Annotated in this window: 27 protein-coding genes and 1 pseudogene; 18 read left to right on the top strand and 10 right to left on the bottom strand. The window is 64.8% G+C overall.

Translation table 11 applies throughout. From position 1 onward, the window contains the following. Window positions 1–7 precede the first annotated feature (7 nt). Together CSQ99_RS08105 and CSQ99_RS08100 are read left to right on the top strand one after the other, a co-directional pair. Window positions 8–1,087 (top strand): ABC transporter ATP-binding protein, encoded by a 1,080-nt coding sequence (locus tag CSQ99_RS08105; RefSeq protein ID WP_099038550.1) that lies wholly within the window; start codon window positions 8–10, stop codon window positions 1,085–1,087. Between the two features lie 2 nt (window positions 1,088–1,089). After that, window positions 1,090–2,349: a DUF4032 domain-containing protein gene (locus tag CSQ99_RS08100; protein ID WP_099038549.1), complete on the top strand. Its 1,260-nt coding sequence runs from the start codon at window positions 1,090–1,092 to the stop codon at window positions 2,347–2,349. Window positions 2,350–2,438: 89 nt separating this feature from the next. On the opposite strand, the gene CSQ99_RS08095 is transcribed toward CSQ99_RS08100, so the two are convergent. Continuing rightward, window positions 2,439–2,672 (bottom strand): hypothetical protein, encoded by a 234-nt coding sequence (locus tag CSQ99_RS08095; RefSeq protein WP_099038548.1) that lies wholly within the window; start codon window positions 2,670–2,672, stop codon window positions 2,439–2,441. A 31-nt stretch (window positions 2,673–2,703) separates the two neighbouring features. On the opposite strand from CSQ99_RS08095, the gene CSQ99_RS08090 reads away from it, so the two are divergent. Next, window positions 2,704–4,995, top strand: coding sequence for an ATP-dependent DNA ligase (locus CSQ99_RS08090; protein ID WP_099038547.1), 2,292 nt, complete (start codon window positions 2,704–2,706; stop codon window positions 4,993–4,995). A gap of 37 nt (window positions 4,996–5,032) precedes the next feature. Here CSQ99_RS08090 and CSQ99_RS31150 read toward each other — a convergent pair whose 3' ends face one another. After that, window positions 5,033–5,542, bottom strand: coding sequence for a MarR family winged helix-turn-helix transcriptional regulator (locus CSQ99_RS31150; protein WP_099038546.1), 510 nt, complete (start codon window positions 5,540–5,542; stop codon window positions 5,033–5,035). 92 nt (window positions 5,543–5,634) lie between these two features. Here CSQ99_RS31150 and CSQ99_RS08080 point away from each other — a divergent pair, with 92 nt between their 5' ends. Further along, a complete protein-coding gene (locus CSQ99_RS08080; protein WP_218014583.1) occupies window positions 5,635–6,330 on the top strand; it encodes a class I SAM-dependent methyltransferase in 696 nt (231 codons plus the stop codon). Between the two features lie 54 nt (window positions 6,331–6,384). Here the strand turns inward: CSQ99_RS08080 and CSQ99_RS08075 are convergent, their stop codons facing one another. Beyond that, entirely contained in the window at window positions 6,385–6,957 is a 573-nt protein-coding gene (locus CSQ99_RS08075) for a TetR/AcrR family transcriptional regulator (RefSeq protein WP_099038545.1), read from the bottom strand. Window positions 6,958–7,054: 97 nt separating this feature from the next. Between CSQ99_RS08075 and CSQ99_RS08070 the strand changes: the two genes are divergently transcribed. The 3 genes from CSQ99_RS08070 (at window position 7,055) to CSQ99_RS08055 (ending at window position 11,481) form a co-directional block, all read left to right on the top strand. Continuing rightward, a complete protein-coding gene (locus CSQ99_RS08070) occupies window positions 7,055–7,531 on the top strand; it encodes a DUF1772 domain-containing protein (RefSeq protein ID WP_099038544.1) in 477 nt (158 codons plus the stop codon). A 373-nt stretch (window positions 7,532–7,904) separates the two neighbouring features. Further along, window positions 7,905–8,285: a DUF4267 domain-containing protein gene (locus CSQ99_RS08060; RefSeq protein WP_099038654.1), complete on the top strand. Its 381-nt coding sequence runs from the start codon at window positions 7,905–7,907 to the stop codon at window positions 8,283–8,285. A 136-nt stretch (window positions 8,286–8,421) separates the two neighbouring features. Continuing rightward, entirely contained in the window at window positions 8,422–11,481 is a 3,060-nt protein-coding gene (locus CSQ99_RS08055; protein WP_099038543.1) for a serine/threonine-protein kinase, read from the top strand. Here the strand turns inward: CSQ99_RS08055 and CSQ99_RS08050 are convergent. Together CSQ99_RS08050 and CSQ99_RS08045 are read right to left on the bottom strand one after the other, a co-directional pair. After that, window positions 11,478–12,101, bottom strand: coding sequence for an FHA domain-containing protein (locus tag CSQ99_RS08050; protein WP_099038542.1), 624 nt, complete (start codon window positions 12,099–12,101; stop codon window positions 11,478–11,480). The two genes, CSQ99_RS08055 and CSQ99_RS08050, sit on opposite strands and share 4 nt — an antisense overlap. 117 nt (window positions 12,102–12,218) lie before the next feature. Further along, window positions 12,219–13,232 carry a hypothetical protein gene (locus tag CSQ99_RS08045; protein WP_099038541.1) on the bottom strand — a complete coding sequence of 338 codons (1,014 nt, stop codon included), beginning with the start codon at window positions 13,230–13,232 and terminating at the stop codon, window positions 12,219–12,221. A gap of 223 nt (window positions 13,233–13,455) precedes the next feature. Here CSQ99_RS08045 and CSQ99_RS08040 point away from each other — a divergent pair, with 223 nt between their 5' ends. Continuing rightward, the gene (locus CSQ99_RS08040; RefSeq protein WP_099038540.1) at window positions 13,456–14,421 is read left to right on the top strand and encodes a linear amide C-N hydrolase; all 966 of its coding nucleotides are present in this window, start codon (window positions 13,456–13,458) and stop codon (window positions 14,419–14,421) included. Here the strand turns inward: CSQ99_RS08040 and CSQ99_RS08035 are convergent. Then, window positions 14,418–15,293, bottom strand: coding sequence for a TIGR03619 family F420-dependent LLM class oxidoreductase (locus tag CSQ99_RS08035; RefSeq protein WP_099038539.1), 876 nt, complete (start codon window positions 15,291–15,293; stop codon window positions 14,418–14,420). The two genes, CSQ99_RS08040 and CSQ99_RS08035, sit on opposite strands and share 4 nt — an antisense overlap. Window positions 15,294–15,358: 65 nt before the next feature. Here CSQ99_RS08035 and CSQ99_RS08030 point away from each other — a divergent pair, with 65 nt between their 5' ends. Then, window positions 15,359–15,631 (top strand): DUF4235 domain-containing protein, encoded by a 273-nt coding sequence (locus CSQ99_RS08030; RefSeq protein ID WP_099038538.1) that lies wholly within the window; start codon window positions 15,359–15,361, stop codon window positions 15,629–15,631. A gap of 3 nt (window positions 15,632–15,634) precedes the next feature. Here the strand turns inward: CSQ99_RS08030 and CSQ99_RS08025 are convergent, their stop codons facing one another. Further along, on the bottom strand, window positions 15,635–15,916 hold the full coding sequence (locus tag CSQ99_RS08025) for a DUF4873 domain-containing protein (protein ID WP_176560927.1): 282 nt from the start codon (window positions 15,914–15,916) through the stop codon (window positions 15,635–15,637). Continuing rightward, complete coding sequence (locus CSQ99_RS08020; protein ID WP_099038536.1) at window positions 15,913–16,803, bottom strand: AurF N-oxygenase family protein; 891 nt, start codon at window positions 16,801–16,803, stop codon at window positions 15,913–15,915. The genes CSQ99_RS08025 and CSQ99_RS08020 overlap by 4 nt, the downstream gene beginning before the upstream one ends. Window positions 16,804–16,928: 125 nt before the next feature. On the opposite strand from CSQ99_RS08020, the gene cobF reads away from it, so the two are divergent. From cobF to CSQ99_RS31260, 4 genes and pseudogenes are all read left to right on the top strand, one after another. Then, a complete protein-coding gene (cobF, locus tag CSQ99_RS08015) occupies window positions 16,929–17,684 on the top strand; it encodes a precorrin-6A synthase (deacetylating) (RefSeq protein WP_099038535.1) in 756 nt (251 codons plus the stop codon). Window positions 17,685–17,688: 4 nt separating this feature from the next. Continuing rightward, a complete protein-coding gene (locus tag CSQ99_RS08010; RefSeq protein WP_099038534.1) occupies window positions 17,689–18,090 on the top strand; it encodes a phage holin family protein in 402 nt (133 codons plus the stop codon). A 15-nt stretch (window positions 18,091–18,105) separates the two neighbouring features. Then, window positions 18,106–18,348 (top strand): annotated as a pseudogene (locus CSQ99_RS31265) (DNA-formamidopyrimidine glycosylase family protein); the annotation flags it as partial. Between the two features lie 153 nt (window positions 18,349–18,501). Next, complete coding sequence (locus tag CSQ99_RS31260; protein ID WP_245908818.1) at window positions 18,502–18,969, top strand: zinc finger domain-containing protein; 468 nt, start codon at window positions 18,502–18,504, stop codon at window positions 18,967–18,969. On the opposite strand, the gene CSQ99_RS08000 is transcribed toward CSQ99_RS31260, so the two are convergent. Beyond that, window positions 18,962–19,534 carry a chorismate mutase gene (locus CSQ99_RS08000; RefSeq protein ID WP_342746687.1) on the bottom strand — a complete coding sequence of 191 codons (573 nt, stop codon included), beginning with the start codon at window positions 19,532–19,534 and terminating at the stop codon, window positions 18,962–18,964. The two genes, CSQ99_RS31260 and CSQ99_RS08000, sit on opposite strands and share 8 nt — an antisense overlap. 26 nt (window positions 19,535–19,560) lie before the next feature. On the opposite strand from CSQ99_RS08000, the gene CSQ99_RS07995 reads away from it, so the two are divergent. The 4 genes from CSQ99_RS07995 to CSQ99_RS07980 all read left to right on the top strand — a co-directional run bounded on the left by CSQ99_RS07995 (window position 19,561) and on the right by CSQ99_RS07980 (window position 21,676). Beyond that, window positions 19,561–20,310, top strand: coding sequence for an SDR family oxidoreductase (locus CSQ99_RS07995; RefSeq protein ID WP_099038531.1), 750 nt, complete (start codon window positions 19,561–19,563; stop codon window positions 20,308–20,310). Between the two features lie 46 nt (window positions 20,311–20,356). Continuing rightward, window positions 20,357–20,737, top strand: coding sequence for a hypothetical protein (locus CSQ99_RS07990; protein ID WP_099038530.1), 381 nt, complete (start codon window positions 20,357–20,359; stop codon window positions 20,735–20,737). Between the two features lie 110 nt (window positions 20,738–20,847). Beyond that, window positions 20,848–21,156, top strand: a complete 309-nt coding sequence (locus tag CSQ99_RS07985; protein ID WP_099038529.1) for a helix-turn-helix transcriptional regulator — start codon at window positions 20,848–20,850, stop codon at window positions 21,154–21,156. After that, window positions 21,131–21,676, top strand: a complete 546-nt coding sequence (locus CSQ99_RS07980; RefSeq protein WP_099038528.1) for a hypothetical protein — start codon at window positions 21,131–21,133, stop codon at window positions 21,674–21,676. Before CSQ99_RS07985 ends, CSQ99_RS07980 begins: the two co-directional genes overlap by 26 nt. 260 nt (window positions 21,677–21,936) lie before the next feature. Here CSQ99_RS07980 and CSQ99_RS07975 read toward each other — a convergent pair whose 3' ends face one another. After that, window positions 21,937–22,863 carry an SDR family NAD(P)-dependent oxidoreductase gene (locus CSQ99_RS07975; protein WP_099038527.1) on the bottom strand — a complete coding sequence of 309 codons (927 nt, stop codon included), beginning with the start codon at window positions 22,861–22,863 and terminating at the stop codon, window positions 21,937–21,939. A gap of 50 nt (window positions 22,864–22,913) precedes the next feature. Between CSQ99_RS07975 and CSQ99_RS07970 the strand changes: the two genes are divergently transcribed. Further along, complete coding sequence (locus CSQ99_RS07970; RefSeq protein ID WP_099038653.1) at window positions 22,914–23,486, top strand: TetR/AcrR family transcriptional regulator; 573 nt, start codon at window positions 22,914–22,916, stop codon at window positions 23,484–23,486. Window positions 23,487–23,497: the final 11 nt, after the last annotated feature.

Below are 23,497 nucleotides of genomic sequence, written 5' to 3'. Positions count from 1 at the left end.
AACACCAATGGCATCCATCACCTACACCAACGCCACCTGCATCTACGAGGGCTCGGACAAGCTCGCGGTCGATTCGCTCAATCTCGACATCACCGACGGTGAATTCGTTGTCCTGGTGGGTCCGTCGGGATCCGGAAAGAGCACGGCGCTGCGCATGCTCGCCGGCCTCGAGGACATCGACGAGGGCACCATCGAAATCGGCGGCAAGAACATGGTCGGCGTGCCGTCCAAGGACCGCGACATCGCGATGGTATTTCAGAACTACGCGCTGTATCCGAACAAGACCGTCGCCGAGAACATGGGTTTCGCGTTGAAGCTGCGCGGCGTGTCCGCCGACGAGCGCCGCAAGAAGGTTGAAGATGCGGCCAAGATCCTCGACCTCACCGAGTTCCTGGATCGCAAGCCCGCCAAGCTGTCCGGTGGACAGCGTCAGCGCGTGGCGATGGGGCGCGCCATCGTCCGCGAGCCACAGGTGTTCTGTATGGACGAGCCACTTTCGAACCTCGACGCGAAGCTGCGCGTGCAGACCCGCACCCAAATCGCGGCGCTGCAACGGCGTCTCGGCACCACCACCGTCTATGTCACGCACGACCAGGTCGAGGCGATGACAATGGGCGACCGGGTGGCCGTTCTGCGGTTCGGGAAGCTGCAGCAGTTCGCCTCGCCCAACGAGCTATACGACCGGCCGGCCAACGCCTTCGTCGCGGGATTCATCGGATCGCCGGCGATGAATCTGGTGGACCTGTCCGTCGCCGCCGACGGCGTCAAGATCGGCGATTCGACGCTGCAACTCGAGCGTGACGATCTGACCAAGCTGAGCGACGCGGGCCTATCGGAGGTCACCTTCGGTATCCGGCCCGAGCAGCTCGAGATCTCCGACTCCGATGGCGTCGAGGTCGTGGTCGACCTAGTCGAGGATCTCGGCAGTGAGGCGTACGTGTACACCCACGCAGGTTCGGGCGTGGAACTGGTCGCGCGGTGCAACCCGCGCACCGCGCCGAAGCTGGCCGACACGGTTCGACTGCGCAAGAACCCCGAAGGCGCGGTGCATCTGTTCCGTCCGGAATCCGGCGAGCGCATCAACTGAGCATGCGTGCGCCGGAGTTCCGGCTCCGGACAACAAATCCGGGTCTGCTGGCGCTCCCGTGGGACCGGCCGCTGCGCGAATGGACGGTTCCCGACGTCCCATTGCGCGACATCGCGGTGGGACCCAGCCGTCACCTGGTGAAGTTCGTCGACGCCGACGACGCACTGTGGGCGGTCAAGGACATGCCGCCTCGAATCGCGGCCAAGGAGTACGACGTCCTGCGGCGGCTCGAAGAGATGGGCCTGCCCGCGGTGCGTCCCGCCGGTGTGGTGGTGCAGCCCGAATTCGACACCGCGATTCTGGTCACCCGATATCTAGAGGGGTCCTGGCAGTACCGCCGGCTGTTCATGCGGCTGCCGCCGGATCAACCCAAACACCGGGCCCGGCTGCTGGACGGGATGGCCGGCTTGTTGGTTGAGCTGCACCGGCACGGTGTGTTCTGGGGTGACTGCTCGCTGGCCAACACGCTGTTCTCCCGTGACGGCCAGATCCTTCAGGCGTGGCTCGTCGACGCCGAGACCTCGGAGGTGCACCCCGCTCTGAGCCGGGGTCAGCGCGAGCACGACCTCGACATCATGGTCGAGAACGTCGCAATGGGAATGGTCGACCTCGCCGAACGCCTCGGGCGAACCGCCCTGGAAGATGTGTTGATCGCAGAGGTGGAGCAGACCAGAACCCGGTACGAGACGCTCTGGGACACGCTGCACGCCGAGCCCGTCTTCGGCTTCACCGACCGCTATCGCGTCGAGGGGACCGTCCGTCGCCTGAACGAGCTTGGGTTCGCGGTCGACGAGGTGTCGCTGCAGCCGATCGAGTCGGGCGACCTGAAACTTCATGTAGCCGTTGGTGATCGGCGATACCACGCGCAGCGACTGCAGGAGCTCACCGGACTGGACGTGGGCGAGGGGCAGGCCCAGATATTGCTTGGCGACCTGCTGGCCTACCAGGCGCAGCTGTGCCGGGAAGCCGGCCACGATGTAGACGAGTCCACGGCGGCGCGGCTGTGGGTTATCGAGGTGCTGACCCCCTACGAGCGCCTCGCACACGACGTCGTCAACCGGAAGGGCACTCCGATCCAGGCGTACTGCGACCTGCTCGAGGTGCGGTGGCTGTTGAGCGAGCAGGCGGGCCACGACGTCGGCACGAACAAGGCACTCGCGGCGTTGGCCCGTGGCGTCATCCCCACCGATTCCGCGGCGAAGATGGCGATCGCCGAAACGCCCACCGAGCCGTTCGAAGTGCTGGCGTTCGACGATGAGTAGATGCGCAGGTGCGAAGATTGCGCCCAGGGCTGTTCGCGTCGCGAATCACCGACCCTGTGTGCACTCTTGAGCCATCCCAGTGATCTGCGTTAGCCGACCACCGCAGGGTTGGCCGGGTCCAGGCCGCTCGGCAGGTTCGGGCTGAGGCCGCTTCCACTTCCGTGGGTGGCCTCCTGATGGGCCATCGGTCGGCAGTTGTTGTCCATCGGCGTCTGGTCGCCGGAACAGTAGGGCACAAGATCTTCAGGGTCTGCGCCGGCCTGCGGGGCCGAGAAGACGATGGCTGCCCCTGCAAGCAGGCACGCCGCAAAGATTCTTCTCATAGTCCGACGCTACCGCGGGTAATACCTTGGTGTGGTGGATCAGTTCGGTCGGGTGAAGCTGACCAACCCCGACAAGGTGCTGTACCCGGCTACGGGGACCACCAAGGCCGAGGTCTTCGACTACTACATCAACGTGGCCGAGGCGATGGTGCCGCACATCGCAGGTCGGGCGGTGACCCGTAAACGCTGGCCAAACGGCGTCGACGAGCCCGCATTCTTCGAGAAACAGCTCGCCTCCTCGGCCCCGGACTGGCTCGAGCGGGGTTCGATCACTCACAAGTCGGGCACCACCACGTATCCGATCATCAACAGCGCCGAGGGGCTGGCGTGGATTGCGCAGCAGGCGTCGTTGGAAGTGCACGTGCCGCAATGGCGATTCGTCAGCACCTGGACCAGAGAGGAAGGCGCCGAGCAGACGCCGGGGCTCGCCACTCGCATCGTGTTCGACCTCGATCCCGGCGAAGGCGTGACGTTCCGGCAGCTGTGCAAGGTGGCTCATGAGGTTCGCGATCTCATCGCCGACATCGGACTGACGACCTTTCCACTCACCAGCGGCAGCAAGGGACTGCATCTGTATGTACCGCTGGCCGAGCCGATCAGTTCACGAGGTGCGTCGGTGCTCGCGAAACGGGTGGCGCAGCAGCTGGAACAGACAATGCCCAAGCAGGTCACCGCGACCATGACGAAGAGCCTGCGCACCGGCAAGGTGTTCCTCGACTGGAGCCAGAACAGCGCGGCTAAGACGACAATCGCGCCGTATTCCCTTCGCGGACGCGAACATCCGACCGTTGCCGCGCCCCGAACCTGGGATGAGATCGACGACCCGAAGTTGAAGCACCTGCGATTCGACGAGGTGCTCGAACGGGTGGCCAAACACGGTGACCTGCTGGCTGAGATGGATGCCGACGCACCAGCGGCGGATGCGCTGACCACCTACCGCAGCATGCGCGATGCCGGCAAGACACCCGAGCCGGTCCCCAACGTCGCGCCGACCGCGGGCAACGACGACTTCTTCGTCATCCAGGAACACCACGCACGGCGGCTGCACTACGACTTCCGGCTGGAGCGCAACGGTGTGCTCGTCAGCTGGGCCGTGCCGAAGAACCTGCCCGACACGCCGTCGGTCAACCACCTGGCCGTGCATACAGAGGACCATCCGTTCGAATACGGCAGCTTCGAGGGCGAGATACCGAAGGGCGAGTACGGCGGCGGCAAAGTGATCATTTGGGATACCGGCACTTACGAGACCGAGAAATTCCGCGATCACTCCCCGGACGGCCCCGAGAAGGGCGGCGAAGTCATCATCACGTTGCACGGCAAAAAGATCGACGGTCGCTACGCGCTGATCCAGACGAACGGCAAGAACTGGCTGGCGCACCGCATGAAGGAGCAGGCCAATCCGCAGGCGAGCGATCTGGCGCCGATGCTCGCCACGGAAGGCTCGATTTCGAAGTTGACCTCGGCGCAATGGGCGTTCGAGGGCAAGTGGGATGGCTATCGGGTGCTGGTCGACGCGAACCACGGCCGGCTCAACCTGCGGTCCCGCCGTGGCCGCGACGTCACTGACGAGTATCCGCAATTCGCAGCGCTCGCAGCCGATCTCGCAGATCACCAGGTAATTCTCGACGGTGAAGCTGTGGCACTCGACGAGCACGGGGTGCCGAGCTTCGGCGAGATGCAGAACCGCGCGCGATCCACCCGGGTGGAGTTCTGGGCGTTCGACATCCTGTATCTCGACGGGCGATCCCTTCTCAAGGCCAAGTACTCCGATCGTCGCCGCCTGCTGGAAGCGCTCGCCGAAGGTGGCGGCTTGATCGTGCCGGACCTGCTGCCCGGCGACGGTCCCGAGGCGCTGAAGCATGCGCGTGAACAGCGCTGGGAAGGTGTGGTCGCGAAGAAGCGGGACGCGACCTATCAGCCGGGGCGACGGTCGTCGTCGTGGATCAAGGACAAGATCTGGAACACCCAGGAAGTCGTGATCGGTGGTTGGCGGAAAGGTGAGGGCGGCCGCTCCAGTGGTATCGGCGCGTTGATGCTCGGGATCCCGGCTGACGGTGGCCTGCAGTTCGTGGGACGGGTCGGCACGGGATTCACCGAGAAGGAGCTGACGAAGCTCAAGGGCATCCTCAAGCCGCTGGAAACCGACGAATCGCCTTTCAATGCACGTCTTTCCAAGCTCGACGCCCGAGGCGTCACCTTCGTGCGGCCGGAGCTGGTGGGCGAAGTGCGTTACAGCGAACGGACCTCCGACGGCCGGTTGCGTCAACCCAGTTGGCGAGGTCTGCGTCCCGACAAGGAGCCGTCCGAGGTTGTTTGGGAGTAGCTGATCAGTCGAAGACGCTGTGCCGGTGCGCAACCGTTCAGTGATCGGAGTGCGAGGCGGGGCGGTGCTTGGAAATGAGCAACTCGCGTTGAGCGGCCATGGCTGCCCCCGTGTCGGCGAGGTAGCGGCTGACGACGTCGAGCTCGGCGGACGTGAACTGATCCATAACCTCCCTACTCTGCCGCCTGATGGGGGCGAAGTACTGGTCCACCAGCCGCTGCCCGTCGGGAGTGTTCTCCAGGATCACCCGTCGTCGGTCATGTTTATCGCGCACCCGTCGGAGGTGTCCCGCTCGCTCGAGACGGTCGACCACTGCGGTCACCGCTCCCGACGTCAGCCCGAGGGACTCGCCGAGCCAGCCCGCGGTCGTCGACTCGCCCTGCTCGCGACCGACGCGTACTCGGATCAGGGCGTTCACGTCGGTGGCGTGCATCTGGTGCAGGTCGACGAAGGCGCTGCCGAACTTCTCCGCCTGCGCTACTAGACGCTGGGTGAGCTGCATGACGCGTTCGTATCGGTCCTCGACGTCTCGCTTGGTTGACCCCACCGGTCGCCTTCCGTATTATCTTAATAGTAAAGATAATTGATGAGTGAGATAAATTGTAACTCGCTACGCGTGTTTCGAAAGAGAGTTGAAGCGTGACGCAACCGACGGATGAGATGTTCGAATCGGCCTATCGCGGTGACGGCGCGCAGATTCGGATGGGCGGCAACGGTCGCCCGCCGTGGAGCATCGGTGAACCACAACCCGAGATCGCGGCACTCATAGAAGCGGACCGGTTCCATGGTGAGGTCCTCGATGCCGGCTGCGGAGAAGCCTTCACCGCGCTCGAGCTGGCTCGACGGGGGTTCACCACCGTCGGGCTGGACACGTCCGCGACGGCGATCGACATGGCCCGTGCGGAGGCCGCCCGCCTCGGCCTCACCACCGCGAGCTTCGAGGTGGCCGACATCAGCGACTTCACCGGGTACGACGGTCGTTTCGGCACCGTGGTGGACTGCACGCTGTTCCACTCGATGCCAGTCGAGTTGCGCGAGGGCTACCAGCGTTCGATCGCCGCGGCCGCAGCCCCGGGGGCGTCGTACTTCGTATTGGTCTTCGACAGCGCCTCGATGCCGACCAGCGGACCCCTGAACTCCGTCTCCGAAGACGAACTACGCGAAGCTGTTTCGCCGTACTGGGTTGTCGACGAGATCCGACCCGCCCGGATCCACGCCAACCTTCCCGAAGAAGCGCTCGCTTCCCTGAAGGACGCCGGCGGCTCTGACCTTCGCGACGAGGGTCAAGGTCGCACGTCGATAGGAGCCTGGCTACTCTCGGCCCGCTTGGGCTAAAGATGCACGCGCCCGACAGGGCCGTCCGAGGTTGTGTGGGAGTAGTTCCTCTCGTCAGCCGGTGAACTGTTGGACGAGTAGTTGCAGACGCTCCGAGTCGTAGCCGGGGCGTACCCGGCCGGTGCGCCCGAGGGTGACCAGACCGTGCAGTGCGGCCCACAGCACCTCGGTGAGGGCGTCCGCCTCCTGTTCGTCAGCGACGAGCCCGACCGCTTGGCGCAGTTCGGCGAAGGCCGCCGTCAGCTGAGGCGGGGTGTTTTCGGCGCCGAAGGGCAAGGTGGTCGTGCGGGTGAACATCGCGTCGTACGCCGCGGGATTGTCACGGGCGAAGTCGAGGTAGGCGTGCGCAATCCGGGTCATGGCGTCGCTGGTCTCGCCGGCGCCGGAGCGGGCCGTGCGAAGCGCGTTGGCGAGTTCATCGAATCCGTCGAGTGCGACGGCATCAGCGATTTGTTCCATGCCCGCGAAGTGCTTGTACAAGACGGGCTGGCTGTATTCGATCTCGGTGGACAGCCGTCGCGTGGTGACGGCGTCCCAGCCTTCGGCCTCCGCCAGCCGGCGGGCAGTCGCGACGATCAGCTGTCGGCGCGCGGCGCGCTCGCGCTCACGTCGGTCCTCGATGGCCATGCCGAACTATAGCATCGCTAGAAACTGTAGCGATGCTATTGACGAGATGCCAGAACAGGGTTAGCGTTGCTAGCACTCAGACGGAGAGGCTCTCGACATGGATTTTGACCTCATCATTCGTGCCGCCGCGCTGGTCGCGGTGCTGGGCACGGGTGCGGTTTACGGCACCGACGTGTTCTGCGCGATCGTGCTGCGGCCCGCCTTGGCGTTGGTCGACGACCGTGCGCTGATCGCGGTCATGGGAAGCGTCCATCGATACGGCGACCGCAGGATGCCCGTGCCCGGAGTGCTCGGACTGGTGGCGACCGCGACAAGTGCGGTGCTGGCCGCGGTGGCCTCACACTGGGCGCAGGCCATCGCGGCGGGCACCGCGCTGGTCCTGCTGTTGGTCTGGCTCGTGCTCTACGCACGGGTGAGCGCACCCATCAATCGACAACTGACCGCCGCGGCCGACGCCGGACAGGTGTTATCGAACGGGCGTGCACTGCAAGCGAAGTGGGACCAAATCATCGGAACCCGCGCGATGCTGCAAGGTCTAGCACTGGCCGCGCTGTGCGTCGTGCTGGCGTTATGAGACGTCCGATGTCACCTGAAGGAGAACGGTATTCGGTGTTCCAGCTGAGGATTTACACCTTGCGATCGGCGGAAGCGCTGCGGCAGTACGCAGCGGTTCACTGGGACCGCCACCTGGCAACCTTCACGACTTTTGGGGTAGCCACCCACGGCGTGTGGACCGAACGAAGCAACGGCGCCCATCGACTCGTCGCGCTGATCAGCTACCCGCGAGGCGCTGACCCCAAGAACTCACGCGACACATCATGACCAGCCCACAGTTCGCCGCTGACATGGCCGGCTTCGATACCGACGAGATCGTCGACGTTCAGGCGGTGCTCCTTGACCCGACCTCGTTCTCACCTATTCACTGACGAACCCCAGGAGTGCTCGACGTGACCATCACAGCCATCGGTTACATGCTCGCGGGACTCATCGCCGCGGGCATCATCTTCATCGGCGCCCGATTCATCGTTGCTCCTCGCGCCGCGGCCGCCGGCTACGGTGTGCAACCGGATCTCGGCCAGCCGGCGACCCGCGCGTACCTCAGTGTCAAGGGCGTCCGCGACATTGCATCGGGGCTGTTCCTCTTCATACTGATGGCCGCGAGCGCGACGCACCTGCTCGGTTGGGTGATACTCGCCGCCACGATAATTCCGCTCGCCGACACGACCATCGTGCTCGGCAACGGCGGCCCGAAGTCGATCGCCTGGGGGGTCCATGGCGTGACTGCCGTAATCATGCTCGTGACTTCTGCGCTCCTGCTGATCCCGTAGGTGCCCAAGAAGCACGAGCTGTAACTCATAGGACACGACAAATACTGCGCTTGCGGTGACTTTGCTCGGTACTTTGTGGGGCGGAAATATCGGCGTTTCGAGCAATATCCGCATTTCACCGGAGGACGATAGGCACATGCCGAGCGGGATAGCGTCTGAACTGGCAGCCGCCGGGTTCGAAGACGCCGTCGAAGTTGGCCGGGGCGGCAGCGGGGTCGTCTATCGATGCTCCCAGAAGTCGCTTGGGCGAAGTGTTGCCATCAAGGTGCTTGCGTCCGACCTCGACGACACGGATCGGGAGCGATTTCTGCGCGAGGGCTTCGCGATGGGAGGGCTTTCCGGCCATCCGAATATCGTGAACATCCTTCAGGTCGGCGTCACCGAGAATGGTCGGCCTTTCATCGTGATGCCGTATCACTCCGTGGGTTCCCTGGCTGAGCGGTTGCGCCGTGAGGGCCGGATCGCGTGGCCCGAGGCATTGCGCATGGGCGTGAAACTGTGTGGCGCGCTCGAGACCGCCCACCGGACAGGCACTTTGCATCGCGACATCAAACCCGCGAACATCCTCTTCAACGATTACGGCGAACCGCAACTGAGTGACTTCGGGACTGCGCGCATCGCCGGTGGGTACAAGACGGTGACCGGATTCTTCACCGGCACCCTCTCCTACACCGCACCTGAGGTCCTCGCAGGCAATCCGCCGACGGTCGTGGCCGACGTGTACTCCCTTGGCGCAACGATCTACGCGCTGATCGCCGGAGGGCCGCCGCATGAGCGCAAGGCCGACGAGGATCTGATCGCCCACTATCTGCGCATAACGTCGACACCGGTGCCGGATCTGCGGCCGCACGGAATCCCCACCGATGTGTGCGCCGCGATCGAGAAGGCGATGTCTCGCGAGCCCGGCGACCGGCAGATGTCGGTGGCCGACTTCGGCCACGAGCTGCAATTGGCGCAGCGTCACAACGGGTTGACGGCCGATCCCATGGCGCTCAGCGAGCCCGGCGGTGAGTTGGAGTCGACGGGCGGAACCCAAGCGCTCCCGCTCTCAGGGGTTCCCGGCCCGACCGAGGCGTCTCGATCCGCTGTCCCTGCCGACGTGTCGGAATCCGTTGCCGGCGCCCCGGTGATCACGCAGGGCTCGGGGCCACCGTTGGACCCGAACATGTTCGCCCATACCGCGTCCGTCAGCCAGGGGAGTGTGCCCTGGCAGATACCCCCGACTCCGCCGGACCCCCCGCCGCCGTCGGCACCGCCGGCCGAGGCCGGCCCGCAGCCTGATCCCGAGCCTGCGGTCACGCCGGAGAAGCACGACCGAAAGAGACTCCTGATCACCGTCGGCGCCGCGGCGGCAGCGGTGCTCTTGGTGATCAGCGGCATCTTCATCTTCACGTCGCGCGACAAGGGCGGCGACGCAGAGCAAGCTGCCGCGAACCGACCGACCGTCGAAGCGCAGCCGGAATGGGGACCGATCGCGGATGCGCGCGTCGCCCGTGATGCGGTGGCGGCCACCGAGGCCGACGGCACCATCTGGGTCTTCGGCGGCATGGGGGCCGGTAACCAGGTGAGTGGCGCCCACGAGGGATTCGACCCCGCCATCGACAGCTGGAAAGGCGGCGAGGACCTGCCGGTGCCGGTGCAGCACGCAATGGCGGTGACATGGGAGGACACCCCGGTCGTCCTCGGCGGTTGGCGCACCGACGGCACGAATCAAAAGGTGGCGACCGACAAGGTCTGGCGCGTGGTCAACAGCCGCTGGGTGGAGTTGCCGCCACTGTTGCAGCCCCGCGCTGCCGCCGCGGCCGCCGTGGTCGACGACCAACTCGTCGTCACCGGCGGCGTGGACGCCAGCGGCAAGCTGCTGAACACAACCGAGATCTACGACGGCACCGGATGGAGGCTTGGTGCTCCGATACCGACGCCACGCCAGATGTCGGGTGCGGCGTCCGACGGCACGCTCGTATACGCGGTCGGTGGCACCAACGGCACCTCGGATCTGACCGCAGTCGAGGCGTACGACCCCATCGCGGACAAGTGGACGACCATGCCCGCGCTCCCCGAGGGGCGCAGCGATTTCGGTGTGGCGATCGCCGACGCACGGTTGGTGGCGGTCGGTGGCATGTCCTCAGGAGAGGCGCTCAACAGCGTTGCAGCGCTTGATCTGACGACGTCGACCTGGACCGCGCTGCCGGATATGGGGACCGCGCGGCACGGCCTTGCGGTCGCCGCCGTGGGTAAGACCGTCTACGCGATCGGCGGGTCGACCGGTGCGGCAGACGACGAGATCACGCCATCCGCGGAAGCGCTGAAACTCGCACCGCGCAAGCCGCAACCGGCAGCGGAATGGCGGTTGCTACCGGATGCGCCGACCGCAAGACTGATGATGGCCTCGACAGTCCTCGACGGAAAGATCTGGATCGCGGGCGGCATGTTGGGTCATGCGGAGACGCTCGACACCTTCGAGAGCTACGACCCGAAGACGGGAGACTGGGAAACGCACCCCCCGCTGCCCGAAGCGTTGCATCACGCAACAGCGGCGGCCTATCGCGGCGAGGTGGTCGTCATCGGAGGTGCCAGCGAGACCGTCGCGGAGGCGTCGAACAAGGTGTTCGCCTTCCGCAACGGGAAGTGGGAAGAGCTGCCGAGCCTCCAGCACGCCAGGGCCGCGCCGTCGGCGGCGGTGGTCGACGACAAGCTCGTGGTCATCGGGGGGCAGGACGACAAGAAGCTCGTCACCCAGACCGAGGTCTTCGATGGCGAATCCTGGACAGCGGCCGCCGATATGCCAACGCCGCGTGAGCATTTGGCCGCGGTATCGGACGGTGTCTACGTGTATGCGGTCGGCGGTCGGTCGCTAAGCGCCGACGAGAACTCGGCGGCCTTCGAGCGTTTCGACCCGGAAGCCGGAAGCTGGGAAAAACTGCCTGACATGCCGACGCCTCGCGGCAGTTACGGCGCCGGTCTCATCGACGGCCGGATCGTCGCCGTCGGTGGCGAGGAACCGACGCGGGTACTTCCCACGGTGGAGATGTACGACATCTCTACCGGGAAGTGGACGACGCAGGCGCCGATCAACACGCCGGTGCACGGCCAGGCGGTGGCCGCCGTCGACACAACCCTGTTCTGTATTGGCGGCGCGGACCGGCCGAGCCACGAGGGTCCGGTGGCGGTCCTCGAGGCGCTCGACTTCACCTAGTTCTCGGTGCTCCCGCTGTCGCGCAGCTGCGCAATCGTGACAGCGCCGCGCCGAAGTGCCTCGTTGGCCAGCCGCACCCGCCGGTCCCCCTCGGCAGGGATGGCGAACTTGTCATAGAGGTTCTGCAGGTGTTGTTTGACGGCGGCCTCGGTGACGTAGAGCTCGCCCGCCATCCGTCGTACCGAGGCCGGCTCGGGGAACATGTCGTCAGAGACCAACGGACGGCACAACACCATGAGGACGTCGACTTCGCGTCGCGTCAGCCTCGGTGGAAGCTGGGCGGGATCAGGCACGATCGTCGCCTCTTCGACTGGGACACCGGACTGCCGAGCCTCCAGATACACCACCCGTGACTTGCCGATGCGCACCTCGTCGCCGGAACGCAGAACGCGCTCCGCGGTGATCTTCTCACCGTTGACGAAGGTGCCGTTGCGACTGCCGACATCGCGTATCGACCACGCGGAACCATGGTTCTCGAGAATGGCGTGCAGGCGAGAGACGGTGGCGTCATGTTCGAGCGCCACCACATTTGTCGAGGCCTTGCCGAGAGTCACCCGCTCGCCGGCCAATGGGACCAGCTCCCGGCCTGACGGCGTGAAGACTTCCAAATGGGAAGACATGAGACCTCCTGTCAGGGGCAATTTTCACCCACAGGACGGGTCTATGGTCTTCGAACGCGCCGTGCACGTCGCCGCGGGTCGTCGAACTATGTCTCGACGACCCGCGGCTCCCTGCGCCTAGTGCGGTGAATTGGTGACCTTCTTCTTGAAGCGGATTGCCCGCTTGGCCAGCGTCGACTCTGACAGCGGAGGCCACGGCCAGCCGCTGCGCTCCCCGCGCGGCGCCTTGAGGAACGCCAGCCCCAGGAACAGGCCGAAGATGAGATGCCCGACCAAGGTGATGATCACCGTGGCGGTATTCAGCGGAAACATCCTTTCCTCGCCGTGCGGGGACAGGGCGACGGTTGCCATCAGGCCGGCCCACGTCGGAAAGACCCCGAAAGCGACTGCCGCCCCTACCGCATAGACGTTCTTCCATCGGTCGATGCCGATCGCGAACGCCACGACGAAGAAGGCCACACCCAGCCCGCCGGCGTCGCCGAGGTACCGGTACACGTAACCGACCGCTGCGCTGCCCGTGGTGTCCGGCTCGCCGGTGACGAACGACCCCATCACCGGGATGAAGTCGCCCATCAGTCCCAGCACGTGCACGGCGAACAGCCTGGCTCCGTCGTAGACGATGCAGGCCACCATGCCTGCGATCAGGCCGCGCCCGACGATCATGTCCATCCGGTGCGGCGCGAACGCGATCAGCGTGGCGAGCACCGCGACGAGCGTGATGGTCACCAGGGTGACGGTGCTCTGCGCGACCAGACCGAAAACCTCGGCCGAAATCGCGAGGATCGGCATCGCCGCCAGCAAAAGCACCAAGCCGAGCCGCGCGTACTCCCACTTGCTCGGCGGCCTCACCTCCGCCTTGTTCAGTTCGAGATAACGCTGCCGGATCGTGTTGGTGATCTTGCCGACGACCGGAACGTCGACGAGGGGGCGTAGCCGCACCGTGTCGCTGTCGAAGTTGCTGATGGCCTTCGGCAGCGCTTTGAGACGCATGGTCATGGGCTCACCGGGGACCGGGACTTTCGGAGACGTTGTGGCTTGCGGGATCAGCTTGGTCGGCAGATCGCCGGGGCGCAGCCGCACGGTTTCTTCAGGAGCCGGTGCGGTCGTGCCGGTCGGTGCTGTCGCGAACATGATCTTTTTCCTATTTCGGTGGTGTAGACGACCTTCACGGTCGTTTTCGTCGTTCTGGACGACATTTATGATCGTTTTCGGTGCAAAGTCCGCGTAATCGCCACGAAGTCAGGTTTCGCCTGCCGGCGGATAGGTTTTCCTATCCGTCAGGCAAGTACTCCCGCGAATCCACGGCCCGGCATGGCACGCTGAACGCCGATTCTCTTGGGAGGTGGCGAGGCAGATGTGCACTCGGGTGCTGTGGAATACCGACGGTCGGTACGTGATGGCCGGCCGCACAATGGACTGGCCCGAGTCGACACAACCCACCATCGTCGCCTTCCCCCGAGGGCGTGACCGCGACGGCGGCAAGGTCGGCGACATCGTCGCGATCGCCGACAATCCGCTGCGCTGGACCACTCGCTACGCCAGCTTGGTCACCACCGTGTACGGGATCGGCACCGTCGACGGATTCAACGAGGCGGGGCTTGGAATACATGCCCTGTTCCTCAAGTCGACGGACGTCGGAACCCGCGATCCGGCCCGACCGGGCCTCCAGATGGGGTTGTTCGGCCAGTACCTGCTCGACCAGGCAGGCAGCGTCACCGAAGCGCTGGCGTTGTTGGACACGTTCCAACCGGTGATGGTCGAGGCGCACGGGCGTCAGGCCACGATCCATTTCGCGCTCGAAGACGTCGGCGGGGACTCGGCGATCATCGAGTTCGCGGGTGGCGAACCCGTCGTCCACCACGGCCGTGAGTACACCATCATGACCAACGATCCCACCTATGACGAGCAGCTGGATTTGCTTGCGAAGCAAGACTTTTCACACCCAAGCAGTGATACTCCACTACCTGGAAATGTGAACCCGAGGGATCGATTCCAGCGCGCGGCATACTATTCGGCCCTCCTGATGCCGCCCGCCGATCGGCGACAGGCGGTGGCGAGCGTGATGGCGATCATGCGCAACGTCTCGGTGCCCTTCGGTGCGCCCTACCAGGACTTCGGTGTCTACAACACCGAATATCGGACGGTCGTCGATCTGACCGAGAAGATGTACTTCTTCGAACTGTCGACAAGTCCGAACGTGATCTGGATCGACTTCGACGCACTGGAATTGGGTGATGAGCCGTTGGAGATCAACCCCTACGACACCACTCTGGTCGGGGATGTCACGGCCCGGCTCCAACCGCGACCGGTGCCGTTTTAGACCTTCGAGATGACCTTCTCGCCGTATTTCTCGATGGCACGAAGTTTGTTCTCCAGCGGTTCGGGGTCCGGCCCAACGGCGTAGGGCATCCGGAAGCCGACCATGATGTTGGTCACGCCCCGATCCGCTAGCCGTTTGATGCCGTCGGGCTTGTAGGCGTCGAGCGACTGGGCGTGGATCTCAAATGGGCCCGTCCGGCCCTCCTCCTCGCGAAGTTCGTTGAGCCGCTTGATGTATCGGTCAAGTGCTTCGGGATCGCCGAGATCGCCGCCGCCGTGCATCCAGCCGTCGTTACGTGCCGCCCGCCGCAGGGCGGCCTCTGCGTGCCCGCCGATGAGGATCGGGATCGGCTTGGTGGGCGCAGGCGACATCTTGGTCTTCGGGATGTCGTAGAACTCGCCGTGGTATTCGAAGTAGTCACCGGTCGTCAGTCCCTTGACGATGTCGATGCACTCGTCCATGCGCTTGCCGCGCCTGGCGAACGGCACGTCCATCAGCTCGTAGTCCTCGGGCCACGGGCTGGTACCCACGCCGAGAGCGAGGCGGTTGTCCGACATGGCGGCCAGCGAGCCGGCCTGCTTGGCGGTCAACGCGGGCGGGCGGATCGGCAGCTTGAGGACGTAGACGTCGAACCTCAGTGTCGTGGTGACCGCGGCCAGTGCACTGGAGAGGACGAACGTCTCGACGATCTCCTTGCCGTCAAGGAACTCGCGGTTCCCATCGGGGGTGTACGGGTACTTCGAGTCCGACTCATACGGATAGGCGACGCTGTCGGCGATCGTCATCGCATCGAACCCGGCGGCCTCGGCCGCCTTGGCGAGTGGGATGTAGTACTTCGGATGGGTCAGTGATTCCGCGTAGGTGAAGCGCACCTGCCGATATTAGAACGTGTTCTAGTCCTAGGTTTGAGGAACCGGTCGACGGGAACTGTGTGGCCATGAGCGCTGCATCTAAAGCCCTGTACAAGCCGCTGTCGATCGCCACGAGCGTGGCCGGAGGCCTGTTGGCCGGCAAGGTCTTCACGGAAATCTGGCAGCGAGTCAGCCCGTCCGATCAGGAGCCACCGGAGCCGAAAGATCTGAACCGCTCGACGCGCGAGGCGCTGATCGCCGCGGCGGTGCAGGGTCTCATCTTCGGACTGGTGCGCGCGGCGGTGGACCGGGCTAGCGCGAAGGGGTATCACGCGCTCACCCAGGAAGATCCCCGCTGAGTCCTACGCGCTGGCCCCCAACGCAAACGGCGGGCCGCCCACCCCGGCCACCGAATAGCCGCCTTGTGGTGTCCGCTCGACGATGCGTGCCTGCGCCTGGTTGGCGCCGACCGTAACGGTGATCTGCTGGGGCAGCTTGACGTCGCCGGCCAATTCGTCGAAAACCGTTCCCTGCCAGTGGTATCGGCCGTCTATCGGTTCAACGTGGCCGGCCAGGCGCACGCGGATCGTGCGCTCGTCGGATCCGATGCGCACGGTCGCTGGCCCGTCGTAGATGTCGCTCACCGGGGCAGGAACCCGCTGCGCCGCCACATGCGGCGGGCGATCGGCCCCATCAGTCCGACTTCCTCGAGGAACGCCGCCAGCGGTGCGAATCCGGTGACGTGGGTTTCGTGCCGGTGCGCGCTGCTGCGTGCCAGCCGACGTGCCTTACGTGCGTCGAGACCGACGCGGCGGTACTGCACCTTGTTGGTGAACAGGAAACGGAAGAAGTAGCCGCCGACGCCGTTGATGTTGGCCACGAAGAACTTCGGCAACCGACGCATGGTCGGCGTCCGCTTGCGCAACCCGTCTCGGGCGAACTGGATGTGTCGCGCTTCCTCGGTGACGTGAATACGCATGAGGCGCTGAATGATCGGCTGCAGGTCGTCGTCGTCCATCATCTGTCGTTGCAGTGAGTCGAAGATCTCCTCACCGAGCAGCGCGGCGACCCAGAGTATCGGCCCCTGGAAGGTGAACGGCAGCAGGTTGATGACGAATCGCTGGTAGTACCTGGGCCGCACCGGTTTTGCGCCGACGCGCTCGATGGCCTTGCCGAACATCACCATGTGGCGTGTTTCGTCACCGAGCTCGGTGAGCTCGTAGTGCGTGGCACTGGCGGTGGGGTCCTGATGCATCATTTTGCGCAACAGCGCCTGGTTGAGGATGTTCTCGAACCAGATGCCGGCCGACAGCGTGTTCACCAGCTCCTGGCGGGACAGCTCGATCCGCTGCTCGCGGGTCATCGAGTCCCACAGCGGGGTCCCGTAGAGCGAGACGCACTTGGGCGGCAGGAAGAACTTGTCGGGGTCCAGCGGCGCATCCCAGTCGATGTCGACGACCGGCGCGTAGGACTTCTTGACGGAGCCCTTCAACAGACGTTCGGCGAACTCTTCACGAGTGGGTGCTGTCATGCGCGACTCCCTCCGATGGCGTCGTCGTCGACGTTGTTTGAAAAGGTACGGAGCCTGGCGCGAAGATGTCAATACCCCGGGTATCGCATACCTACGGTATTCCCAGCTCATGGCATACTCGGCGCGTGACTCGCCGCATCCACGTCATCGGTATCGGCGCGGGCGATCCCGACTACGTGACGGCGCAGGCGGTGGCCGCGCTCAACGACACCCAGGTTTTCTTCGCGATGGACAAGGGAGATACCAAGGACGATCTGGTCGCGCTGCGGCGCCTGATCTGCGAGCGGTTCATCCGCGGGCCGGGCTACCGGTTCTACGAGATGCCCGACCCGCCAAGGGCCAGGACCGTCGTCGACAGTCCGGCCTATCGGCAGGCCGTCGCCGACTGGCATGCCGAGCGCGCGCGTCTGTGGGCCGCTGCGATCACGTCCGAACTCGGGCCGAGCGGCGTCGGCGCGTTTCTGGCTTGGGGTGACCCGTCGCTTTACGACAGCACGCTGCGAATCCTGGACCGTGTAGCCGAGCACGTCGACATCGACTACGACGTCATCCCAGGGATTACCGCGATACAGGCTCTGACAGCTCGACATCGCATACCGCTCAACGATATTGGTGAACCTGTTCTCATCACGACCGGACGGCAACTGCGCGAGCAGGGACTGGTTGGCAGCGCGGTGGTGATGCTCGATGCCGACTGTTCGTTCCAGGACTGCCCGCCCGGCACCCGAATCTGGTGGGGCGCCTACCTCGGCACGCCCGACGAATTGTTGTTCTCCGGGACCGTCGGTGAGGTCGGCGGGCGCATCGCTGCGGCGCGCGCCGATGCCCGCGCCGAACACGGCTGGATCATGGACACCTACCTACTGCGTTCGGCAGACTGATCGCATGGGTTCATTCCTGCTGCGTGCGGCATTGACCGGGTTCGCACTGTGGGTGGTCACCCTGATCGTTCCCGGAATCGGCTTTGTCGGCGGAGATTCGACGCTGCAAAAAGTCGGCATCGTCTTCGTCGTCGGGGTGGTCTTCGGTCTGGTCAACGCGATCATCAAACCGATCGTGCAGATCATCTCGATCCCGCTCTACATCCTGACGCTCGGACTGATTCACATCGTGATCAACGCGCTGATGCTGTGGATCACCTCGTGGATCACCGAGAACACCACCCACTGGGGCTTGTTCATCGACGACTTCTGGTGGACGGCGATCTGGGCCGCGATCGTACTGTCGATCGTGAGTTGGCTCTTGTCGCTAGTGGTCGGCTCGGCTGAGCGTTCGACCGCCCGTTAGCGGCACACTGGACACATGCCCGAACTGCCGGAGATCGAAGCGCTTGCCGATCATCTGCGTCGCCAGGCTGTCGGGCTGACGATTGGACGTATCGACGTATCGGCGTTCTCGGTGCTCAAGACATTCGATCCGGCGATCGCAGTGCTGCACGGCCAGACCGTCACCGACGCCAACCGGTGGGGCAAGTACCTCGGCGTCCAGTCAGGCGACCTGCACCTGATCACCCATCTGTCGCGTGCAGGCTGGCTGCGATGGTCGGACAAGCTCGCGGCGGCGCCGCTGAAGCCGGGCAAGGGACCGATCGGCCTTCGAGTCCATCTCGGGAAACCGGGGGAGGCGCCAGGATTCGACCTCACCGAGGCCGGCACACAGAAGCGGCTGGCGGTCTGGCTGGTCGACGATCCGACCAAGGTGCCGGGCATCGCCGCACTCGGCCCCGACGCGCTCTCGCTGGGGCCGGAGGAACTGGCCGGCGTGCTCGCCGGAAACACCGGGCGGATCAAGTCCGTCATCACCGATCAGAAGGTGATCGCCGGAATCGGCAACGCCTACAGCGACGAGATCTTGCACGTCGCGAAGATCTCGCCGTTCGCGACGGCGGGCAAGCTCACCGAAGCGCAGCTGGCCGCCCTGCACGACGCGATGATCTCGGTGCTGACCGACGCGGTCAGCCGTTCGGTGGGTCAGGGCGCGGCGACGCTGAAGGGGGAGAAGCGCTCTGGGCTGCGTGTGCATGCGCGAACCGGACTGCCCTGCCCGGTATGTGGCGACATGGTGCGCGAAGTATCGTTCGCCGACAAGTCATTTCAGTACTGCCCGACGTGCCAGACGGGCGGCAAGATCCTGGCGGACCGGCGAATGTCCCGACTGCTCAAGTAGTTTGACAGTACGACTGTGTGGCCGACGTCAGCGCTTGCTGGTAGAGCGGATCGAGTCCGCGCGCCGCGACCACCGCAGCCGTTGCGTCTGCGACATCCTGAGCGCAGCCCTGGCTGTGCAGCGCATTCCAGTGCAGGGCAATCTCGTTCACCAGCGTCTTGTTGTACCCGTCGATTTGCGCGCGCGACGCCGAGAGATCGGGTGCGGTGGTCGGAGCGGTGTTGGGATCGAACTTCCACTGGCCGAAGCGCGTGTACTGGATTCCCTCGTTTGCGGCGATCTGGTCGGCGAAGACCTCGCGCACGTATCCCGGCTCGATGCCATGCGCTGTCGCGTCGGCTCCGGCTGCGTCGAGTACTTTGTTGGCTCGTTCGGGGTCGGTGATCGACCCGCCGTTGATCCACTTTGTGGCGGCCACCGGATCGGCGGTCGCCAAGCGCGCAGCGGCGGTGTCCACCAGCTGTTGGAACGGGTAGAAGGGCTGGGCTGCGGCGACTGGAGCTAGTGCGACCTGGACCGCAAGCAGGGCAGCGCCCAGTAGAAGTGAACTTCGATTCGGGATCACCCCACCATCATGCATAAGCTGAGCGCGTGACTCGACAGAAGATCTTGATCACCGGCGCCAGCTCAGGGCTGGGTGAGGGCATGGCTCGCGCATTCGCGGCCAGGGGCCGCGATCTCGCGTTGTGCGCCCGCCGCGTCGACCGGCTCGACGAGTTGAAGGCCGAGCTGCTCGAGCGTCATCCCGGCATCTCGGTGGCCGTCGCGGCGCTGGACGTCAACGACCACGAGCAGGTGCCCAAGGTCTTCGCTGAACTGTCCGACGAACTGGGTGGTATCGACCGCGTCATAGTCAACGCAGGCATCGGCAAGGGTGCACCGCTCGGGTCGGGAAAGCTGTGGGCCAACAAGGCCACCATAGAGACGAATCTCGTTGCCGCACTTGTCCAAATCGAGACCGCGCTGGAGATGTTCAAAGCGGCCGGCAGCGGACATCTGGTGCTGGTGTCATCGGTGCTGGGAAACAAGGGCGTGCCGGGAGTGAAGGCCGCGTATGCCGCGAGCAAGGCTGGCGTGTCCTCTCTCGGAGAGTCGCTGCGGGCCGAATACGTCAACAGTCCGATCAAGGTGACCACGCTGGAGCCGGGCTACATCGAATCCGAGATGACGGCGAAGTCGGCGTCGACGTTGTTGATGGTGGACAACGAGACCGGGGTCAAGGCGATGGTCGATGCGATGGAGCGCGAGGCAGGTCGGGCGGCCGTCCCGTGGTGGCCATGGGGACCGCTGGTACAGCTGATGCGGGTTCTCCCGCCGCGGCTTGCACGACGTTTTGCTTAGAAAGACTCTAGGTTTAACCGGCCCGCGCGCGTGGTAGCCCATTTGCATGAACGCAAAACTGACGAAGATGACGCCCTTACTGTTCGCGGGTGTTGCGGCCGCTGCGATCGCCGCTGCGCCCATCGCCGGTGCTCAGCCGGCGCCACCTCCGCCGTGCGTGAATGCTGACGGCACGCCGTGCGGTTCCCTTGGCAATGTCAACGCCGGACCCGGTGGCGGTGCCGACGTGAACATCCCAGGTGGTCCGGTCGGTACCGCTGACGGCGGCGGAGCCTCCGGTGTAATCCCTAACGGTCCTGGTGGCTCCGCGGATCTGGGTGGCGCCAGCGGCTCACTATCGCCGGTCGGACCCGGCGGTTCAGCAGGTCCTGGCGGGGCGAGCGGATGCCTGCCGAACGTCGGGTGCATCAACATCCCCGCGCCTTAACCCGGCATAAGACAAACCCGCAGCGCGGCGCACGTCCCTCGTGGGTGTGCGTCGCGTTGCGTTGTTGTGGCGACTTGACAAGTCGTTGGGTTTTTACAACACTCTGTTGCATGAGTCCGGTGAGGCGAGGCGCAGCCCTTCCTATCCACAACCGCATCGGCGTCCTGCGCGCGGAGCGGCGGATGACGCGAGTGCAACTCGCGGAGTTGGTCGACGTCAACCCGCAGACCGTCGGCGCGCTGGAACGGGGCGACCACTTTCCAAGCCTCGATCTGGCGTTCCGGATCTGCGACGTCTTCGGCCTGCCCGTGGAGGCGGTGTTCTCACGCACCCCGTTCGCACCGCTGTCCACCGAGCTCTACCGAAAACCCATGCAACGAGGAGGCGAAACCGATGTCCAGCTCGACAACGCAGACTGACCCGACGCTCATAGACAGATACCAGGACTTTCGCACCAGGCGATTTCTCAAGCGCGAACGCACGTACGCTCACGCGCTGCCGCGTTGGCGCACGCAACGACGCCGTCGAGCGCTGGTGGTCACGTTGGCGGTCGCTTTCGCCTTCATGGCGGTGGTAAGTGTGATGTGCGCGTTCGGCATTCGCTGGGCACCGCTGCTATGGCTGCCTGCATGTGTGTTGTTCTACCCGGTGTGGCTGGTATTGCAGATCGTGTCCGGCAGGCAAGGTGATGCGCCGCAGGCGGCACTGGACGAGTACGAAGTGCAGCAGCGCAACAGTGCGCGCTCGATCGGCCTGACCGTCACCCAGAACCTGATGCTTTTGCCGATCTTCTACCTCATAGTCGGTTCGGTGCTCACAGGCGGGACCGACATCAACATGGCGTACGCGGGCGGGCTGATGGCGACCACCGTCTTGGTGATCGGCGGTTGCCTGCCGGCGATGATCCTGGGCTGGATCCGCCCGGACCCCCTCGCCTAACTACGCGCGATTTCGGTGCGCCTACGTTCGCTCAGCGATCGTCGGCGCACCGAAGTCGCTACGCCGAGCGGCCAAATGAAGGCCGGCCGCACGATCCTCCAATGCGTTGCTACGACGGCCGATATCGCACTTTCCCCGAGTGCACGCGGGAGATGGCGTTGTTGACGCCGCTCATGGGAAAGGTCTCGAACTTGGGCCGTACAGTGCTCAATTATGGCGTCCAAAGTGCCTGCCGCGTCGCCCAATTCGTGGTTGTCGTTTCATTCGGGGTGGTGATGATCGCGGACTTGGTGGCCAGCGGTAGCAATGCTGTGGTCTTTGCTGCCCTTCGGATAGTGAGGCCGAAGGGCGGCGCTAAGGATGCGGTCCAGTGTCCGGTCAGGCATTAAGCCCACTAATCGGATCACTGCGGCTTCGCGGCCGATCGTGTAGCGAGTACGCGGCTTGCTGGCAGTCACCGCTTTGGCGACCACTCTGGCCGCGGCGTCTGCCGACAAGCCGGACTTGGTGGACGACGCGGCCTGCGAGTTGACGGCGTGCACCAACGGGCCGTAGCGCTGGTTCTGCTCCGGTGTCATGGCCGACACCAACTTGTCGGCGGTGGCGATCGCCCTGTCGAGCATTTCGGTGCGCACCGCGCCTGGTTCGATCACGACCACCCCGACGCCCAGCGGTGCCATCTCTCGTCGTAACGAATCGCTGACCGCCTCGAGCGCGAACTTCGTCGCGGCGTATGGGCCGTAGGTGGCCATGGCGACCTTGCCGCCCACGGAGCTGATGTTGATCACGCGACCCCTACTGCGGATCAGGGCCGGCAGCAATGCCTGGGTCATGGCGACGTGTCCGAAGAGGTTGACCTCGAACATTCGTCGCCATTCGTTGATTGCGAAGACCTCGACCGGCACGTTGGCTTGGACGGCGGCGTTATTCACCAGTGCGCGGACGGCTCGGCCCTGCGGATCGCTTTGCACCCGATGGACCAACGAACGGATGTGGTCCGCATTGGTGATGTCGAGGATCACCGGTTCGACACCCGGTCCCCGAATGGCGTTGGCGTCCTGGTCGCGCCGGACACCGGCGAGGACATGAAACTTGCGCCGCGCCAGCTCGCGTGCGGTAGCCGCGCCCATGCCCGTGGACGCTCCGGTGACGATGGCAAGCTCTTGAATTTCAGATGACGTCGTCATCTAGCCAAGGCTACACTTTCAGATGACAGCGTCAACATAAGATGTCGGTCATGAGCCGCACCGAATCCGCTGCCGCCACCCGCCGCGCCCTGCTCGACGCCGCCGCCGAACTACTCGACAGTGGAGGACCCGGCGCGATGACGCTGCGTGAGGTGGGGGCACGCGCAGGCGTAACCCGCGGCGCGCCGTACCGGCACTTCGCCAACAAAGAAACGCTGCTGACCGCAATCGCCGCCGAAGGCTGGGAGCGTATCGGCGATCACATGCACGCGCTAGAGACAGACTCGCGACGTGAACCCGCTGAGAAGCTGCGTGCAGCGCTCGGCAGCCTCATCGCTCTCAGCCGCGCGCAGCCGCACCTCTATCAGCTGATGTTCACCGCACCAGCAGGAGACCCGTCAGCAGTGGTTCGGGCCGCGCAGCGCGGTTGCACCGAGTTCTCCATCATCGTCTCCGGAGTCGTCGGCGAACAGAATGCCGAGCGCTATGCGGCCATCCTTCTGACCGAAGCGCACGGTGCCGCAGGCCTGGAGGCCAGTGGCCTCCTGCATACCGACAAATGGCACACCACCGCCGAAGAACTCATCGACACCATCCTCGCCATCGTGATTCCGGCGCGATGACGCCTGCCGCG

Source organism: Mycobacterium neglectum (assembly GCF_002591975.1).
In the GTDB taxonomy this organism is placed as follows: domain Bacteria; phylum Actinomycetota; class Actinomycetes; order Mycobacteriales; family Mycobacteriaceae; genus Mycobacterium; species Mycobacterium neglectum.
Note: the sequence above shows the minus strand (reverse complement) of the source record. Positions and strands in the feature narration are given on the sequence as shown.